This is a genomic window from Macrococcus bovicus (assembly GCF_004359575.1).
Lineage (GTDB): Bacteria > Bacillota > Bacilli > Staphylococcales > Staphylococcaceae > Macrococcus > Macrococcus bovicus.
In genome coordinates this window covers 458254-477169 of sequence record NZ_SCWF01000001.1, presented here as the reverse complement: position 1 = coordinate 477169, position 18916 = coordinate 458254, and the positions used below count along the sequence as shown (strand labels likewise).

General features: G+C 44.3%; 18 protein-coding genes. 8 read left to right on the top strand and 10 right to left on the bottom strand.

Translation table 11 applies throughout. The annotated features are described in order from the left end of the window. Nucleotides 1-74: 74 nt before the first annotated feature. From ERX55_RS02625 to ERX55_RS02610, 4 genes are all read left to right on the top strand, one after another. The gene (locus ERX55_RS02625) at nt 75-1505 is read left to right on the top strand and encodes an apolipoprotein A-IV repeat region-like domain-containing protein (RefSeq protein WP_133451018.1); all 1431 of its coding nucleotides are present in this window, start codon (nt 75-77) and stop codon (nt 1503-1505) included. A 90-nt stretch (nt 1506-1595) separates the two neighbouring features. Further along, entirely contained in the window at nt 1596-2669 is a 1074-nt protein-coding gene (locus tag ERX55_RS02620) for a bifunctional 3-deoxy-7-phosphoheptulonate synthase/chorismate mutase (RefSeq protein WP_133451017.1), read from the top strand. A gap of 58 nt (nt 2670-2727) precedes the next feature. Then, the gene (gene ccpA, locus ERX55_RS02615) at nt 2728-3717 is read left to right on the top strand and encodes a catabolite control protein A (RefSeq protein ID WP_133451016.1); all 990 of its coding nucleotides are present in this window, start codon (nt 2728-2730) and stop codon (nt 3715-3717) included. Between the two features lie 114 nt (nt 3718-3831). After that, on the top strand, nt 3832-5499 hold the full coding sequence (locus tag ERX55_RS02610) for a formate--tetrahydrofolate ligase (protein ID WP_133451015.1): 1668 nt from the start codon (nt 3832-3834) through the stop codon (nt 5497-5499). Nucleotides 5500-5628: 129 nt separating this feature from the next. Here ERX55_RS02610 and ERX55_RS02605 read toward each other — a convergent pair whose 3' ends face one another. Beyond that, on the bottom strand, nt 5629-8013 hold the full coding sequence (locus ERX55_RS02605) for a transglycosylase domain-containing protein (protein ID WP_133451014.1): 2385 nt from the start codon (nt 8011-8013) through the stop codon (nt 5629-5631). Nucleotides 8014-8329: 316 nt separating this feature from the next. Between ERX55_RS02605 and tyrS the strand changes: the two genes are divergently transcribed. The 3 genes from tyrS (at nt 8330) to ERX55_RS11595 (ending at nt 11118) form a co-directional block, all read left to right on the top strand. Beyond that, complete coding sequence (tyrS, locus tag ERX55_RS02600; protein ID WP_133451013.1) at nt 8330-9589, top strand: tyrosine--tRNA ligase; 1260 nt, start codon at nt 8330-8332, stop codon at nt 9587-9589. Nucleotides 9590-9658: 69 nt separating this feature from the next. Beyond that, entirely contained in the window at nt 9659-10249 is a 591-nt protein-coding gene (locus ERX55_RS02595; RefSeq protein WP_133451012.1) for a LemA family protein, read from the top strand. After that, the gene (locus ERX55_RS11595; protein WP_133451011.1) at nt 10249-11118 is read left to right on the top strand and encodes a TPM domain-containing protein; all 870 of its coding nucleotides are present in this window, start codon (nt 10249-10251) and stop codon (nt 11116-11118) included. The genes ERX55_RS02595 and ERX55_RS11595 overlap by 1 nt, the downstream gene beginning before the upstream one ends. A 44-nt stretch (nt 11119-11162) precedes the next feature. Here ERX55_RS11595 and sdaAA read toward each other — a convergent pair whose 3' ends face one another. The 3 genes from sdaAA to ERX55_RS02575 form a co-directional block, all read right to left on the bottom strand. After that, the gene (gene sdaAA, locus ERX55_RS02585) at nt 11163-12053 is read right to left on the bottom strand and encodes an L-serine ammonia-lyase, iron-sulfur-dependent, subunit alpha (protein ID WP_133451010.1); all 891 of its coding nucleotides are present in this window, start codon (nt 12051-12053) and stop codon (nt 11163-11165) included. Between the two features lie 21 nt (nt 12054-12074). After that, nucleotides 12075-12752 carry an L-serine ammonia-lyase, iron-sulfur-dependent subunit beta gene (sdaAB, locus tag ERX55_RS02580; protein ID WP_133451009.1) on the bottom strand — a complete coding sequence of 226 codons (678 nt, stop codon included), beginning with the start codon at nt 12750-12752 and terminating at the stop codon, nt 12075-12077. A 274-nt stretch (nt 12753-13026) separates the two neighbouring features. Then, nucleotides 13027-14199, bottom strand: a complete 1173-nt coding sequence (locus tag ERX55_RS02575) for a S1C family serine protease (RefSeq protein WP_133451008.1) — start codon at nt 14197-14199, stop codon at nt 13027-13029. A gap of 75 nt (nt 14200-14274) precedes the next feature. On the opposite strand from ERX55_RS02575, the gene ERX55_RS02570 reads away from it, so the two are divergent. After that, nucleotides 14275-14874 carry a lysophospholipid acyltransferase family protein gene (locus tag ERX55_RS02570; protein ID WP_133451007.1) on the top strand — a complete coding sequence of 200 codons (600 nt, stop codon included), beginning with the start codon at nt 14275-14277 and terminating at the stop codon, nt 14872-14874. 28 nt (nt 14875-14902) lie between these two features. Here ERX55_RS02570 and ERX55_RS02565 read toward each other — a convergent pair whose 3' ends face one another. From ERX55_RS02565 to ERX55_RS02540, 6 genes are all read right to left on the bottom strand, one after another. Then, entirely contained in the window at nt 14903-15121 is a 219-nt protein-coding gene (locus ERX55_RS02565) for a hypothetical protein (protein WP_133451006.1), read from the bottom strand. Between the two features lie 112 nt (nt 15122-15233). Next, nucleotides 15234-15440 carry a hypothetical protein gene (locus ERX55_RS02560; RefSeq protein WP_133451005.1) on the bottom strand — a complete coding sequence of 69 codons (207 nt, stop codon included), beginning with the start codon at nt 15438-15440 and terminating at the stop codon, nt 15234-15236. Between the two features lie 93 nt (nt 15441-15533). Continuing rightward, nucleotides 15534-16817, bottom strand: coding sequence for a cation:dicarboxylate symporter family transporter (locus ERX55_RS02555; RefSeq protein ID WP_133451066.1), 1284 nt, complete (start codon nt 16815-16817; stop codon nt 15534-15536). Nucleotides 16818-17032: 215 nt separating this feature from the next. Further along, nucleotides 17033-17473 carry an OsmC family protein gene (locus ERX55_RS02550; RefSeq protein ID WP_133451004.1) on the bottom strand — a complete coding sequence of 147 codons (441 nt, stop codon included), beginning with the start codon at nt 17471-17473 and terminating at the stop codon, nt 17033-17035. 70 nt (nt 17474-17543) lie between these two features. Then, entirely contained in the window at nt 17544-18146 is a 603-nt protein-coding gene (gene rpsD, locus ERX55_RS02545; RefSeq protein WP_133451003.1) for a 30S ribosomal protein S4, read from the bottom strand. 218 nt (nt 18147-18364) lie between these two features. Then, nucleotides 18365-18841, bottom strand: coding sequence for a GAF domain-containing protein (locus ERX55_RS02540; RefSeq protein ID WP_133451002.1), 477 nt, complete (start codon nt 18839-18841; stop codon nt 18365-18367). Between the last annotated feature and the right edge of the window lie 75 nt (nt 18842-18916).

Genomic DNA, 18916 nt, shown 5'->3' with positions numbered 1-18916 from the left:
AATAAAATAATTGGGAATATACTTGATAAATAAGTGTATTCCTATTTTTTTATAATTCGAGGAGGAGAAACAACATGGTCAATACTTATAACAGAGAGCTTAACAATGGGAGAAACAATGAAACGGCAACGGTTTACAGATCAAACGGAGGTCATACCTATAATCGCGATTTACATACGCATTCTGTGAAGGAATATGAAGTACAATGCAGAAATACAATCGCTCGTGACTTCACTTTCGGTCTGACATTTGGTATTGCAATTGGTACTCTCGCAGGATTACTGCTCGCACCAAAGCCAGGTCGCGACCTCAAGAAAGATATCAACACTAAAGTGGTTACATTCAAGGACAGTGCAGTTAATGACTCAGTTGACAAAGAAGCGCAGCCTTCAAAAACGGATGAAATCAAAGCTAAAGTGACTGAAAAAGTCAGCGATGTCAAAGAAAAAGCACAGGAAATCAAAGAACAAGTCGTGCAAAAAGCGGGAGAAGTTCAAGAGCAAGTTGTACAGAAAGCAAACGAGGTGCAGGAGAAAGTATCAGAAAAAGCACCTGAAGTAAAAGAACAGGTCGCTCAAAAAGTGAACGAAGTGAAAGAACAGGCTGCGCAGAAAGCAAACGAGGTGCAGGAGAAAGTAGCAGAGAAAGCACCTGAAGTGAAAGAGCAGGTCGCTCAAAAAGCTGGCGAAGTGAAAGAACAGGCTGCGCAGAAAGCGAACGAGGTGCAGGAGAAAGTAGCAGAGAAAGCACCTGAAGTGAAAGAACAGGTCGCTCAAAAAGCTGGCGAAGTGAAAGAACAGGCTGCGCAGAAAGCGGACGAGGTGCAGGAGAAAGTAGCAGAGAAAGCACCTGAAGTGAAAGAACAGGTCGCTCAAAAAGCAGGCGAAGTGAAAGAACAGGCTGCGCAGAAAGCGGACGAGGTGCAGGAGAAAGTAGCAGAGAAAGCACCTGAAGTGAAAGAACAGGTCGCTCAAAAAGCAGGCGAAGTGAAAGAACAGGCTGAGCAGAAAGCGAACGAGGTGCAGGAGAAAGTAGCAGAGAAAGCACCTGAAGTAAAAGAACAGGTCGCTCAAAAAGCAGGCGAAGTGAAAGAAAAAGCACAGGAGAAAAAAGAAGAAGTAAAAGAAAAAGCACAAGAGAAAAAAGAAGATAACAAAAGTCAAACAACACAACCGCATTCAACTGTTAAAGTTGTAGAAATTGATGATAGAGATAAAAACAATACTGACGTTAAAACGGATACACAGTTAAAAGCTGATACTGACGCTCTTGCTGCACAACGCCGTGCCATCAAAGAAGAAGTGAATGATGATTCTTTAACTGAGCCATTAGCGATCGTTGATAAAGATACAACGAGTGATATTGAAGGACACAAAAAGAACAATACTGATGTAAGTGGCAACGTCAACAAAAATCAGAATAGCCAGAAAAAAAATAACAATAAAAACAACAGCAACAACAAAAACTACAATAAAAATAATAACAAACCAGGTAAAAACAAATAGCAAGTGATTCTGTTAATCCTGTGATAGAATAGTAGGGTGATTCTCGCCCTACTATTTTTATTTTAAATTTTTTTATGAAGAGGTGTAATAATGACAGAACTCAATCAATTAAGAACTAGAATTGAAGAAATCAACTTTGCTATACTCGAGCTTCTGACAGAGCGCGGAGAAGTCGCTAAGAAAATAGGGCAGGAGAAAATGAAGGCGGGGACAGACATATATGACCCGCAACGTGAAAAAGAGATGCTGAATCAACTGATAGAACAGAATAAAGGCCCTTATGATGATAATGTCATTAAACAGTTGTTTAAAGAAATTTTCAAAGCATCCACAGAACTACAGCAGGCCCAGAATGAGAAACACCTGCTGGTTTCCCGTAAGATGAAGCCGGAAGACACCATTGTCTCGTTCCCTAACGGCGCAGAAATCGGCGGACAGGAGAAAATATTTGTATTTGGTCCATGTTCTGTCGAATCTTATGAGCAGGTTGACGCGGTGGCAAGTCAGCTGGCTGCGAGAGGACAGAAGTTCATTCGGGGCGGTGCCTTTAAACCGCGCACATCCCCTTATGATTTCCAGGGGCTAGGTGAAGAAGGCCTGAAGATATTGAAAGAGATGAACAAGAAATATGGACTGAATATCGTCTCGGAGATTGTCAATCCCGCGCATTTTGAAATGGCCGATCAGTATGTTGATGTCTTTCAGATTGGTGCACGTAATATGCAGAACTTTGAGATTCTGAAGGAAGCGGGTAAATCCAATAAGCCTATTCTGCTGAAAAGGGGCTTAGCGGCGACCATTGAGGAATTTATTTATGCGGCAGAATATATTCACTCTAACGGCAACAGTCAGATCATCATGTGTGAACGCGGCATCAGAACGTATGAAAAAGCGACACGCAACACGCTGGATATCTCAGCGGTACCTATCCTGAAGCAGGGCACTCACCTGCCAGTGCTTGTTGATGTGACGCATTCCACAGGGCGCAAGGATATCATGCTGCCTGTTGCGAAAGCCGCCCTGGCAGTAGGGGCAGACGGTGTGATGGCAGAAGTTCACCCGGATCCGGCCGTTGCGCTCAGTGACGCTGGCCAGCAGATGGACCTTCAGGAATTTGATTCTTTCTTCACTGAAATTGACAAAGCCCGTCAGTTGTATTTATAATATAACATTGTCAAAAAGCGTGATATAATGAGAAAGAAAACGATTACAGGAGGTCATCATGACAATTACTATCTATGATGTCGCACGCGAGGCCAAAGTGTCAATGGCGACTGTCTCACGAGTGGTTAACGGCAATCCGAACGTTAAACCAGCGACAAGAGACCGGGTCAATGAAGTCATCAAACGTCTGAACTATCGCCCGAATGCTGTTGCCCGCGGACTTGCCAGCAAAAAGACGACAACTGTCGGTGTCATTATCCCTGATATCTCTAATATTTACTATTCGGAGCTTGCCAGAGGCCTGGAAGACATCGCAAAAATGTATAAATATCAGACGATTATCTCGAACTCGGATAATGATGCTGCAAAAGAAAATGATATTTTCAATAATCTGCTCAGTAAGCAAGTCGATGGCATCATCTTCTTGGGGGGGACATTGTCATCTGAGACCCTGCAGCTGATCCAGTCGACTTCTGTACCTGTAGTGGTATCTGGTACACACGATGTTGAAGAGACATTGCCGGCTGTCAATATTGATTATAAAAAGGCAAGTAGAGAGATCACTGAGCGCTTGCTTGAGCAAGGAGTTAAACGTTTTGCATTTGTAGGGGGCGGTTACTCTGAAAAAGCCCGGCTGGATGTACAGGCAGGTATGGAGGCCGTTCTGACAGAGCATCAACTGCACTTGGATCCTTCTGCTGTCTACATCGGCAATGAACAGTATCTTGATGGCGAAAAAGCTTTTCATCATATCAAGGATACACAACCGGAGGCCGTGCTCTGTATCAGCGATGAACAGGCTATCGGCATCGTCCATGCAGCGCAGGATGCCGGCCTTTCTATTCCTGATGACCTGCAGATCATCAGTTTTAATAACACGCGTCTTGTGCAGATGGTCCGTCCTAAGCTCTCCAGTGTGATGCAGCCGCTCTATGATATCGGGGCAGTCGGTATGCGACTTCTCACGAAATTCATGAATGATGAAGAGATAGAGGAGACCAATGTGGTGCTGCCTTATCGAATTGATTATAGAGGCACAACGAAATAAAGAATCAACTCAAGTTGATTCTTTATTTTTTTTTTGTAAATCGGTCGACAATGAAACCGCTTTATCATATCATTAAATAGGAGTTAAAAACATTTAAAGGAGAGACACAATATAATGGCTGAATATTTATCTGATTTAGAAATCGCTAAACGCTCTACAATTCGTCCCATCCAGGAAATCGCTGAAGAAGCGGGTTTTCCGAAAGAGTCAGTAGAACCTTATGGTTTTTATAAAGCAAAAATTAATACACAGTTAATTGATAAGCCTGTTAAAGGTAAAGTGGTATTAGTGACTGCGATGAGTCCGACACCAGCTGGCGAAGGGAAATCTACTGTAACTGTCGGGCTGAGTGATGCATTCAGAAAAATCGGTGAAAACGTTATGGTTGCTCTTCGTGAACCGTCTCTTGGACCTGTATTTGGTATGAAAGGCGGCGCTACGGGTGGAGGTTACGCGCAAGTCTTACCAATGGAAGAGATCAACTTGCACTTTAATGGTGACTTACATGCGATTACTACTGCGAACAACGCATTAGCGGCATTCATTGATAACCATATTTATCAAGGAAATCAACTGAACATCGACCCTCGTCGTATCTCCTGGAAACGTGTATTAGATATGAATGACCGTTCATTACGTCAGGTTGTTGTAGGTCTAGGCGGCCCGTTCAAAGGGGTACCTCGTGAAGATGGATTTGATATCACGGTTGCCAGTGAGATCATGGCCGTATTCTGTTTATCTCGTGATATTCATGACTTAAAAGAAAACATCGCTAAGATTACCATCGGTTTCACTTATGACCGTAAACCTGTGACTGTCGGAGATTTAGGGGTACAAGGTGCTTTAGCCTTAATCCTGAAAGATGCAATCAAACCTAACTTAGTCCAGACAATCGAAGGCACACCTGCTCTGATCCACGGCGGTCCATTCGCTAACATCGCGCACGGCTGTAACTCAATCATCGCAACTAACACAGCCCGTCAGATGGCAGACATCGTGGTGACTGAATCAGGCTTCGGTTCTGACTTAGGTGCAGAGAAATTCATGGATATCAAATCACGTCGTGCTGGTTTAGAACCAAGTGCTATTGTTGTAGTCGCAACCATCCGTGCGATGAAAATGCATGGCGGCGTAGCGAAGGATGAGCTTAAAGCTGAAAACGTTGATGCACTTAAAAAAGGTATTGTCAATCTCGAAAAACACTTAGAGAACTTAAAACAGTTCGGTGTTGAACCGGTCGTGGCTTTAAACGCGTTCGTTACTGATACAGAAGAAGAAGTGAACTTCGTTAAACAATGGTGTGCAGACCGCAATATTAAAATCGCGCTGACAGAAGTCTGGGAAAAAGGCGGAGAAGGCGGCGTAGAGCTTGCTAAACTCGTGAAAGAAGTCATGGATACTGAACAGAACTTCAAACCATTATACGAGCTTGAATTACCAGTTGAAGACAAAATCCGCAAGATTGTACAGGATATCTACGGCGGAGATGATGTAGTCTTCACGGACAGCGCGAAAAAACAGCTTAAAACAATCAAAGACAACGGCTGGGATAACTACCCGGTATGTATGGCTAAAACACAGTACTCATTCACAGATGATCCTAAGAAATTAGGCCGTCCAGCCGGCTTTGAAATCACGATCCGTGAATTAATCCCTAAAACAGGGGCTGGCTTCATCGTGGCGTTAACAGGCGATATCATGACAATGCCTGGTTTACCAAAACAACCAGCCGCACTGAATATGGATATCGACGCGGAAGGTAATGCAGTCGGTTTATTCTAATGATATGAGACGCATCCATATGGTTGCGTCTTTTTCTGTCGGCTGAATGGCACACTTTGATGAATATTGAGCCGTATAAAAACACCCCAAACGTCAGATGTCAGATCTAACGCTTGGGGTGCATCATTTTTACTGGGTTTTATCTTCGCTTTTCTTATTCTGGCCACGCAATTTATTGAACTGATCCGCGATAGGCGACTTAGGAGAAATCTTCGCTTTAACGTTGCTGTCAATCTTGTTACCTAAGCGGTTCAGCACACGTGAATCATCAATCGTTTTATTCGATAAGTCTGTATTCTTCCATACGAGACTGTCAGCAGCAGGTTCGCCCTGATTACATGAACCATTCGGGCTGTTGGTGATCTGACAGATTTTACGGGTTTCCACACTGTCAGGTTTACTGAACTGCTCGTTCACACCCATCTGCTCAGGATCAACTGCTGTAATACTGTTGTTGATATCCCGCCATAACTTCAGCTGATAGTGATTCTCCTCGTCAAAAGGTATGAGCTTATCATAGCCCATCCAGATGCCGAGAGTCACCTTCGGATTATAAGCGATGAAGAGACTGTCTGTACCGTTCTCAGCAGTACCTGTCTTACCTGCCCAGTCCTGGTTGAACTGGAAGGTGCCTTTCAGCTGATAAGCACTACCCGTGTCCAGGACACCACGCAGCATATCTGTCATGATATAGGCGGTCGCATCACTGAATACCCGCTCAGGGGCTGCCTGGTGTTTGTAGATGGTTTTACCGCTGTTATCTTTGATGGATTCAATCATATAGGATTCCTGATAATTCCCTTTGTTGGCGAATGTCGAGAAACCGTCCACATCGTCTTCAAGGGTCATATCTGTCGCACCGAGCGGCAGGGATAGGTTAGGTTTCTGGTTATCCGGGATATTGATGTGCATCTTATCAAGGAATTCCCATGGCTTTCTATCCTGAATGCTTGAATAAAGTCTTAACGTACTCAAGTTGAAAGAGTTGATAAGCGCCATACGTGTAGTGATCTGGCCGAACTCTTCACGCGCATAGTTCTCCGGTGAATATCCATTCACATCGAACCGTTTATCGAGCAGCATCGTTTCAGGGGTTGTGACGCCGTATTCAATCGCAGGGGCATAGGCCACGAGCGGTTTCATGGTAGAGCCGGGTGAGCGTCTTGTCTGCGTCACATGGTTATTCTGTGATTTTTCGTAGTCACGTCCACCGACAAACGCGATGATTTTTCCGGTTTCGTTCTCTTTTAACATGACACCGACTTCCTGCTGCAGGTTGACGGTCTTGCCTTCTACTTCAGCTGGTCGATCATAGGAATAATAATAAGGATTGTCTTTGATTTCGTTCATTTTATCAAAGATCGGTTTATTGATTGTCGTCTGAATCTTATAGCCTTCATTTCTGACTTTATCGTTAGCGAGAGCTGTATATTCGTCGTTGAGTATCGGGGTCTCATCGAGTTCCTGCGCTGATACTTTATCTTTTTTGGCAAGTTCATATTTAAGGATATCGACTGCACGATTTTCCACTTCCTTCGTCAGGAAAGGATATTCTACGTCCGGCTTGGATATCCGTTCAACGAATGATTGCTTCAGATTAAATTTCAGTGCATTCCGGTATTCCTGTTCGGTGATTTTCTTTTCTTCTTTCATCCGCTTCAGCACATATTTCTGACGCTGAAAGCCGTATTGAAGGTCAGCATCTTTTTTCACTTCCCCGGTGATCAAGAAGGGTGTATAGGCATAAGGGTTCTGAGGCATACCGGCCAGATAGGCACTCTGAGCGATATTGAGATCCTTCGCTTTTTTACCGAACACACCTTGTGCCGCCGCTTCGATCCCCGCGATATTCTGACCGTTAGTATTACGACCGAAACTGACCACATTTAAATAGGCTTCAAGTATCTGCTTTTTAGTCAGTGTCTTTTCGACTCTGAATGACAGCAGCATTTCTTTTGCCTTTCTCTCAAAGGAAGTTTCATTGGACAGCAACTGGTTCTTCACCAACTGCTGCGTCAACGTACTGCCCCCTGATGAAGAAGCGCTGCCGAGAAATTCCTGGGCGCTTGCCCGGATGAAAGCTTTAGGGACAATGCCGTTATGCTGATAGAAATTCTCATCCTCGGTGGAGATCAGGGCATCGACCACATGTGGTGTGACTTGATCATATTGAATGACGGTGCGCAGGGTATCCGCATTCAGACTCCCTAACGATTCCCCTCCCGCAAAATAAACAGTAGAACTTTGATTCATTGAGTATAATGAGTTCTTCAGTTCATTTTTAGAGGGGACAGGTTCATCTTTGACCAGTCCTGCAAAATAACCGATGCCGAAGCCGCCCAGTAACGTGGCAAGAAGAAAACCGCCGATCAGTATGAGGAGAAATAGATTCGCACATACTTTATAAATAGAATTGAATATGACATAGGGTGTCCATTTGACTGTCTTAAGATTAGACTTATTTTGAGTATAGATATTCTTCCCGTCAGAAGAACTTCGCTTTAGTTTTGACATCTCTAACCTCCTGAATTATATTCAGTATAGCACAGGAAGGACTTGACTTAGAAGCATTCCTTCATTAAACTAATAACATAATTATATACTTCAGACTATAGGACAAGTAAGACATAAACTTCTCTCTTAGAGAGTCAGTGGGGCTGGGAACTGACGGGAAGTTATGACTGAATACACCTAACTTTACAGTCTGGCGGCTCTGATGACCTTTTCATCAGTAAAGTGATGAGCAATCATAAGTTTGGTGGTACCGTGTATTCAAGCACCCTTACATAAGTAGGGGTGCTTTTTTTTATTTTATACAGGAGGGATTTATATGACGAATGAATTATTAAAGGACTTGAAATGGCGCGGTCTGATTTATCAGGAGACTCATCCGGAGGAAATTGAAGCGCTGCTTAACAAGGAGAGCGTCAGCATCTACTGCGGTGCCGACCCCACTGCAGATAGCCTGCATATCGGTCACTTGTTGCCGTTTCTGACGTTACGCCGTTTCCAGGCACATGGTCATCGTCCGGTTGTCCTGATCGGCGGGGCGACAGGGATGATCGGGGATCCATCCGGCCGGACAGATGAGCGGGTCTTACAGACACCTGAAATGGTCCAGCATAATGTTGACGGCATCAAGAAACAGATGGAACAGCTATTCGATTTCAGTGGCGACAACGGTGCTATCCGTGTCGATAATAAAGATTGGCTCGGTCAGATCGATCTTCTGACGTTCCTGAGAGACTACGGTAAACATGTCGGCGTGAACTATATGCTTGCTAAAGATAGTATTCAGTCACGCCTGGAGACGGGTATCTCCTATACAGAATTCACCTATACGATTCTGCAGGCGATTGACTTCGGCCATCTCAATCAAGCACATCAGGTCAAGATTCAGCTTGGCGGCTCCGACCAGTGGGGTAATATTATATCAGGCCTTGAACTGATGCGCCGTATGTACGGCGAAGTGGAAGCCTACGGTATTACGGTTCCACTCGTCACTAAAGCAGACGGCAAAAAGTTCGGCAAGTCCGAGTCAGGTGCGGTATGGCTTGACCGGACGAAGACTTCACCTTATGAGTTCTATCAGTTCTGGATCAACACACCAGATGCAGATGCGATCAAATTTCTTAAGTACTTCACATTCCTATCGAAAGAGGAGATCGAAGCGCTCGAGACTTCTCTCGAAACAGAACCTCATCTTAGAAAAGCGCAGAAAGCACTTGCGGCTGAAGTGACGAAACTGGTGCATGATGAAGCGGCCCTTAAAGATGCGATCCGCATTACAGATGCTCTCTTTAAAGGTGATTTATCACAGTTATCAGCTGATGAAATCCGTCAAGGCTTCAAGGACGTGCCTCAGAGCACAGTAGCAGAAGCCACTCATTTAGTAGATTATCTGGTTGAAGCAGGTGTCAGTCCAAGTAAAAGACAGGCACGAGAGGATATCACGAACGGTGCGATCTCCATTAACGGCCATAAAGTTATGGATACAGCCTATGAGATCACTGCGGCAGATAAAATAGATAACGCGTTCACCATCATCAGAAGAGGCAAGAAGAAGTACTTTATGGTCAACTATAAATAGCATGAAAGACTGGTTAAAGCCAGTCCTTTTTGGGTATTAGAGAATTAACTTACTTAAAGGAGAAATGTCATGAGAAAATTACTTATACCGATTATTGCGATTATCGCGGTCCTCGCTATCCTAGGAACGATGGTGATGGGACCTTACAACCGCTTAGTTTCACTTGAGCAGGATGTCAACAAAGAGGAGTCGAATATCGATACACAGCTTCAACGTCGTCTTGATTTAATTCCTAACTTAGTTGAAACAGTCAAAGGCTATGCCAAACATGAATCTGATGTCTTCAAATCAGTAGCAGATGCACGTTCTAAATTAGCTGGTGCGACAGCCAATGGTACAGCTGCCGACAAAGCAGAGGCAAATGCTGAAATGACGTCAGCTTTAGGACGTTTAATTGCTATCAGTGAAAACTATCCCGAACTGAAAGCAGATGCGCAGTTCACGGGTTTACGTGATGAACTGGCAGGCACAGAGAACAGAATCGCGGTTGCACGCCGTGATTACAATGACAAAGTAACGGAATACAATAAAGTCGTGAAAAGCTTTCCGATGAACCTGTTTGCAGGTATTGTCGGCAAACATGAGAAAGAATACTTCAAGGCAGATAGTGCTGCAAAAGATGCTCCTAAAGTTGATTTCAACAATGGAGATGAAAAATAATGACAAAAAAAATCGCGTTCTTAATCGCGATTTTTGTCTTACTTTATCCATTCTATGAGGTGAATGCAGCTGAACCTCTACCCAAGCTTAAGAACCCTGTCTACACGCAGGACCATATCGGTATTCTGAATCAGACACAGGTGGCTGAACTGAATGAGCTGGGTAATCGATTGGAACAAGGAACGACAGCTGAAATTCTACTGATGACCATGCCTACTATCGGACAGGAACCTAAAGGAGACTATGCACTTCGGGCAGGTCGTGAGTACGGGGTAGGTCAGAAAGAGAAGGACAACGGGATTGTCATCTTACTGAACCTTGATAATGGCAATGAATTCAGAAACCGGGGATTAAACGTCCAGGTCGGTTATGGTCTGGAAGGTGTCCTCAATGATGCAAAGGTCGGGGCACTGACCGATCAATATGCACTACCTGATATACAGAAAGCAGTGGCCATCGACCCGAAAGGTCAGGACCCTCAGGCTAAAGCGCTCTATGCTTCTGGTGTGACGAAGCTGTATAAAGCAATCTGGAAGGAAGTAGCTGACTCTTATGGCTATGATGGCAGCAAGTTTACACGTGAAGAACCGGTCAGTGCATCTGACAGCGGCGGTTCATTCAGTATATTTGATATCATCCTGACCCTCTTCTTTCTTTATCTGATCTTCTCCATGTTCTTTGGCGGCGGTGGTCGCGGTGGACGTGGCGGCGGACGTAGAAGAGGTGTGGGCCCTATTATCTTCTTCCCGACGGGCGGTGGCTTTGGCGGCGGTGGCTTCTCATCGGGCGGTTTCGGCGGCGGCGGCTTCGATGGCGGCGGCTTTGGCGGAGGCGGCTTCGGGGGTGGCGGTGCAGACCGCAGCTTCTAGACAGAAAAAAAGTGCTGAACATTTAAGTTCAGCACTTTTTTTGTTTAACTGAATGCATGTTGTGAGCCGAAGATTTTAGCTTTGATCGCTTCACCTGTCGGAGTACCTGCAATCCCGCCGAGACCTGTTTCACGTAGTTCACGCGGCAAGTTACGACCGACTTTATCCATCGCTTCGATCACTTCATCAGCCGGAATCTTACACTCGATACCTGCAAGCGCTAAGTCAGCAGAAATCAGGGCATTACCTGAGCCGACTGTATTACGCATGACACAAGGAATTTCTACTAAACCGGCCACTGGGTCACAGACAAGACCGAGCAGGTTGCCTAATGCAAAGGCGATTGCGTGGGCTGATTGCTGGGGCGTACCGCCGAATGTTGCAACAGCGGCAGCAGCAGCGATAGCAGAAGCACTGCCGACCTCAGCCTGACAGCCGCCCATCGCACCTGACACACTGGCATTGTTAGCGATAATAAGACCGCAGAGCGCAGCAGTGAACAGGAAATCAACCTGCTGATCATCTGTCAGATTGAACTTGTCCTCAAGAGAGGTGAGAACCCCCGGGATCGTGCCTGAAGAACCTGCAGTAGGCGTCGCACAGATCAGACCCATCGCCGCATTGACTTCATTCGTGGCAATCGCACCTTGGATTGCCAGTGCGACAGCATCACCTGATAATGACTGGTTTTTCTCACGATACTTCTGCATCTTGATGGCATCCTGTCCAGTCAGACCTGTTACCGATTTAACACCTTCACCGGTAGAACCGCGTTTAACGGCATCTTTCATGACTTGCAGGTTTTTCAGCATTTTAGCGCGAACTTCTTCACGCGTCATATCAGATGTTTCCATCTCCATCTGAATCATAATCTCAGCTAATGACTGATTCGTTTCAGTCGCATGGTCTACGACTTCTTTTATAGATTTAAACATAAATGAGTCCCCCTCATAAAATTAGATAATATTTGAAAAATCGATATCTGGATAAGCATTTTTAATCTCTTCAAATGTTTCCTCTTTGATCGGCTTGTAGAGCTGAATGGCAATGATATGGTAATCATTCAGGCTGGATTTGATCTCTTCGTTGATATCAACGCCTAAATCATACATTTTAGCGATGCAGTCATTGAATTCTGACATCGGGCTGTTGCCGTAAAGAACAAGCAGCGGTAATGTATGATTCATGACCACACATGCGCCGTTGATATGAATACTCCGTAACTTGATGGTGCCGCCACCGATTGAGTTCCCTAACACTTCAACGTGCTTGCCACCTGCATCGAGTTTGACAAGCGCTGTATTAGGATGGTCTCCAATACTCGTACCCGTTTCCTCAACAAATTCAATCTCAATTCCTTTTTCTTTTGCAATGTCGATAGATGTTTTGACACGTGGATCTTCCGGTTCGAAGTCGAGAAGGCCGGCAATGATCGCTAAGTCAGTGCCATGCCCTAAATGCGTTTCTGCGAATGATTCATAGTATGAAATATGGATTTTTTCAGGTTCAACCCCCAGCACGGTTCGCGCTGCAGAACCGATTCTTACTGCACCTGCTGTATGTGAACTAGATGGACCGACCATGATTGGTCCGATTACATCAAACGCACTTCTATAGTCTGCCGTTCTTGCCATAATGATAACCCCCGATAGATTAATGATTTATATGTGATGAATAATAAATAAGTCAGTTGATAAGTATGGATGCAATGCTTTTTACTGCCTAATTGATAATAGCATATTTTAAGCAAAAAAGATAAGTTTTTGTAAACGAATTCACAAAGAATTGATGACCTAATCATAAGTAAAATAACTCATAAAGTCAAATAGAGAATTGTTAAAAATAAATGAACAAATCACTCTGATTTGTTCATGAAAAAAACACTCTGGTAATCAGAGTGTTGACGTATCAGCGGACATTTTCGTCATCGCGGAGAATAAGGGAGACGTCCATTTCTTTGTTATCACGATAAATCTTCAACTTAAGAGAATCACCAGCTTTTTTGTTCTGGTAGAGATAGCTTTTCAGCTCGCTGTCAGAAGTGACCTTCTTGCCATCAACTGCGGTGATGATATCACCTTTTTGCAGGGTCTTGCCGGCGTATTCATCAGTCTGGACAACCAGCACACCTTCTTCAGTCGCATTCATTTCATTTCTATAGGGCGCAGGGATTGAATCCAGGGAGATCAGTGTGAGACCCATATACGGACGAATGACTTTGCCATTTTTAACAATTTCAGAGATGACAGTGCGAGCGTCATTGGACGGGATGGCAAATCCGATGCCTTCAACTTCAGCGGCGGCGATCTTCATTGAGTTGATACCGATAAGCTGACCTGCTGTATTGATGAGTGCACCGCCAGAGTTGCCGGGGTTGATAGCTGCATCAGTCTGAATCGCTTTAACAGTAGAAGCGCCGGCAGAAGTAGCGACGGTCATGGTCCGTTCTTTCGCACTGATGATGCCTCTTGTCACACTATTCGATAAATCCAGTCCTAGAGGGTTACCGATGGCATAGACGGCATCCCCTGTCCGGATCTTATTGGAATCAGCGAAGGCAAGCGGCTTGATATTGAAATTCCCTTTTATTTTAAGGACAGCAATATCAGTCAGCGCATCTGTTCCGAGAAGTTCTGCATCCACTTTCGTGCCTGAGGCGAGCTGTACTTTGATATCTGAAGCCCCTTCGACGACGTGATTGTTAGTCACGATGTAGGCGGCCTGATCATCAGCCTGATAGATGACACCTGAACCTGTCCCTGACTCCTGTTCAGTGGTGCTGACGTCCGGGAAGAGTCCATTGGTCTTCTGAAGATTGACGACCCCGACAATGGCAGGTGAGACTTTCTCAAGCATATCCGGTAAAGTCGCATTCTCCTTGTTCTGGACGGTCATATTATCGGCAACCTGCGGCACAGCGCTCGGGGTATCCGGCTGGCCATTCTGCTCGATGACATAATCTGCTCCAAGTGTTAGAGCAGAACCGAGCACACCTGCCAGTAAGAGGGGAATAAACTTAGGCTGCTGCCGTTCAGTGCGACGTTCTTCTCTATATTCTACATGTTCATCTTCTATGGTCATAGTAGCCTCCTTGTTTATGTTATTATATATTAATAGCAGATAATAATGAAAATTTCATGAAAAAGGGAGATATCCATGTATAAATTACTTGCGACGATTCTTTATGTCGTTATCGTTATTTTCAGACGAAAACTGAAAGTAGTCGATAAAAAGCATTTACCGAAAGACCCGGCTTATATTCTGACTTGTACACACAGAAGTATGGTGGAAATCATTGTGCTGGCTATGGCGGTTTATCCGCTTCAGATAAATTATATGGCGAAGAAAGAACTGTTCAGCAATCCCTTCCTTAACTGGCTTTTCACCAGCGTAGGCGCGTTTCCGGTCAACCGTGAGAATCCCGGTCCTTCCACGCTGAAGATTCCGGTTAAATTGCTGCGTAACAACCAGACAGTAGGGATGTTTCCGTCCGGCTCGAGAACAGAAGGTGCACCGATCAAGAAAGGGGCGGCAACTATTGCTGTGATGAGCAAGAAACCTATCGTGCCAGCCGTCTATAAAGGGCCGCTGACATTCAGAGAACTATTATTCAGCAAAGAGAAAGCTTATATTCAGTTCGGAGAATCCATCCATCCGACCGATTATCAGCTGCCGAAGAATGAAGCAATAGCTGCAATCACTCAGGCAGTGGATGATGCGATGAAGAGGATGAGTGCAGAACTTGAAAAAAAATAAAACGGCGATTGTGTATGCAATCGTCGTTTTATTCAGCTTTCATGACTATGGTCTCAGTATATTCGTCCGGATAAATAAATTGTAACGTACAGATATGCGGCCGATTGGTCTGCTTAGCAGTTTCTTTAGATTGTTTTCTATAATGATTGATGAATGTCTCTTTTTCAGATTCATCTCTTAAAAGCTGAAACTTGATGTTCTGATTGAGCAAAGTAGGTAATGATGCTTTTAAAAGTATGGCAGGCATCAGTATAACCTCCTTTTCGAATATGATGGTAGTTAACTATAACCTTAAAAAAGGGACATTAAACCTTCCCCTTTAAATATCGTTTTATAGTAAAAGAAAAAGACAAGTGCTCTTAGGCACTTGTCTCATTGTTGTTAACGGATGGAGTAAACAGTTCATTTTCCAGTTGAACGAGTTTATTGTATGAGCATTCATCAAGCTCGTTCATAGCATCCGCGTTCTCCATCATCTCTTCTATAATTTGAATGTCGACACCAGTCGCTGTAGCTATCTGATAGGCTGTTAACTTACCACTGAATAGATTAGAAAGGTGTTTCAAATTTATCACCCTTAATTAAGTTATATATTTAGTATATAGCATCCAGGTAATAAAATATAGACTTTACGTTAACTTTTATTTTTTTGTCATATATTATTTTACATAGGTCTCGTAATACTTGCGTCCTTTGTCATAATCCAGGCGATTTTCCCATTTGGCAATGACGAGCGTCGATAAAGAGTTCCCTACCACATTGACGACAGTACGGGACATATCAAGGATACGGTCAATACCGATGATCAATGCCAAGCCTTCCGGATGAAGACCCATCGCTGATAACGTCGTGATCAAGACAACGATTGAAGTACCTGGTACAGCGGCCATACCTTTAGAAGTCAGCATGAGCGTCAGTAACAGAATCAGCTGTTCAGTCAGCGATAAGTGCACACCATACATCTGAGCGATGAATAACGCGGCGATAGACTGATAAAGCGCTGAGCCGTCCAGGTTGAACGTATAGCCCGTCGGTACTACGAATGACACGATTTCTTTAGGCGCACCGAATTTTTCCATCTTATCCATAATGCTCGGTAATACTGTTTCTGAGCTTGAAGTTGAGAAGGCCAGCAGCAGCTCATCTTTTAGGATGCGCAGTAAATGGAAGATATTAATCTTACACATAGCGGCAACCGTACCGAGTACAACGATGATAAAGAAAATCATGGAACCGATGACAACAAGCGCTAATTTAAGCAATGGAATTAATGCATCGATACCGAAAGTCATGACAGTGACAGCCATGAATGCGAATACACCGATCGGAGCGTATTTCATGATCTGATTCGTCATCCAGAAGATGACATCCAGAACACCTTCCAGGAGCAGCTTAACAGGTTCAGCGCGTTTGCCCACTGCTGCGATCCCCAGTCCGAAGAACACAGAGAAGAAGATCACAGGCAGCAGCTGACCTTGTGCCATCGCATCAATGATATTGGTCGGGATAATGCCGACAATCGTATCGATCATATGGTTGCCATATGTAGAATGCGCAGCCGCTTCAGCATTTGTCGTATATTTTGAGACATCGCCTTTCGGCAGTTTAGTCGGATCGATCCCTGACCCCGGCTTGAAGATATTGGCAAAGATGATGCCGAGCGCAATGGCAAAAGTGGTGATGACCTCAAAGTAAAGGAGTGTCTTCCAGCCATAACGTCCGACAGTCTTCATATCTCCGGCACCTGCGATAGAGATGGCCAGTGAACAGAAGACAATCGGTACCACAATCATCTTGATTAAGTGAAGGAAGACATCACCGAAAGGTTGAATATAGTTCTTTAAGTCATCTTGTCCATACAGGAGAAAACCTACTATGATACCGAGGACAAGCGCGATAATAATCTGGGTAGGAAGGCTGATGCCTCTTCTCCGTTTTTTGATTGTTTCCAAAACGAATCCCTCATTTCTTTAGTATTTATAAATAGTATTGCTTTTATGTATCAAAGTCAATGGAAGTTTGATGGGTATCAGCATGAATCGCTGGCGCTGAATAATCGGACTTCTGAAAGCGGATACTTATGTATCATACCATTTATCAGACTATTTCGCACTTTAATCTAAAAAGATACTTCCTATTTAAAAGAAGTATCTTTTTTCTATGACGGGTTGATATGAATGTCAGTGATATTGACGGCGACATTCCCCTGTAAAGCGCGTGTGATCATGCAGCTCTCTTCTGCCTTACGTACAAACCGCCGTAACAGACTGTGCTTGCTGTCAGGTGCATCTGTCTGGATGGTGACGATATAATCAATTGATTCGTATGTGAGGACACCTTTTGACTGGTCAACAGTCGCTTTTGACTCTACTTTTAGATCAGTAAGGGGCATGCGGTTGCGCTCAAAGAGTACTGACAGTGAAATGATGAAGCAGGTCGTTGCAGCACCGAGCAGCATCTCATCAGGATTGGTGCCGATCTCAACGCCGCCCATAGAAGCGGGGATGGAGATGTCTGTTGTCAAATTCTGCGTTTCCAGCGTGCCGTGGGACTCGTAGCCGCCTGTAAAACGGGCAGTCCCTTCAAAATGATGTTTCATTCAATCACTCCTTTAACTTATGAAACCATAAAAAAACAGTCTTAAGCAAGTGCTTAAGACTGAGAGCATATTAACGTGAGTAGTACTCAACGATTAACTGTTCATTGATTTCAGCAGATAATTCTGAACGTTCTGGTGTACGGACGAATGTACCTTCTAATTTATCAGCATCGAATGTTAAGTATTCTGGCACGTGGTGAGATAATTCAACTGATTCAGCGATGATATCTAATTTCTGAGATTTTTCACGCACTGAGATCACTTGACCTGCTTTTAATGTGTAAGACGGGATATCGACACGTTTGCCGTCTACTAAGATATGACCGTGGTTAACTAACTGACGTGCTTGACGACGTGTACGAGCTAAACCTAATTGGTAGACAACAGCATCTAAACGAGACGCTAAAAGTGCCATGAAGTTAGCACCGTGGATACCTTTCATTTTACTTGCACGGTCGAAGATTGTACGGAACTGACGTTCGTTGATACCGTACATGTAACGTAATTTTTGTTTCTCTTGTAACTGAAGACCATATTCAGACATTTTTTTGCGTTGGTTAGGACCGTGTTGTCCTGGTGCGTAAGGACGTCTTTCGAGTTCTTTACCAGTGCCGCTTAAAGAGATACCTAAACGACGAGATTTTTTCCAAGTTGAACCTGTAAATCGAGCCATGGATTGACTCCTCCTCTTTTGTTTTTTTCGCGAAAAACAAAAATATGATAAATGCTTAAGGCGATATAGTATCTTTCCGTGCCTTCGCCTGTTAGCTTTGGTTACACAGCACGCCAACTAAGGGGACACCATAGAGCGCCTTAATATTTATCTGCTACTCTCGTTTATTCACATTTGTCTATTATAGTAGGTTCTGTCATGGATGTCAATATAATATTTTATACTGCCTGTGACAGATGTTTCTCGAGTATCCGGGCAAACGCCTCAAGGCCTGTCTGATCTTCTGCGGTAAAGCGGTCAGTCACCGGCGCATCGATATCCAGCACACCGTACACTTCTCCGTTCACAGTCAGCGGGATCACTATTTCTGACTTTGAATTTGCATCGCAGGCAATGTGACCCGGGAAGGCGTGGACATCTGCGATACGCATCGTGCGATTGTCGCTGACAGCTGTTCCGCACACACCGCGTCCGACTGGAATCGTCACACAGGCAGGCAGACCTTGGAAAGGCCCCAGCTGCAGCTGACCGTTCTTCATCGTATAGAAGCCGACCCAGTTCACATCGTCGAGAAAGTAATTGAGTAAGCTTGATGCGTTTGCCAGATGACTGATGGCATCTGACTCGCCTGAAAGCAGGTGGTCAAGCGCTGTATTAAGTGATTGGTAATCTTTGATTTGGCCAGGTTGAAACATCGGAACACCTCATTCTGTGGAATAAATATATCTGTACGTACTTCATTTTATACATCGACTTATTTTTTCACAATA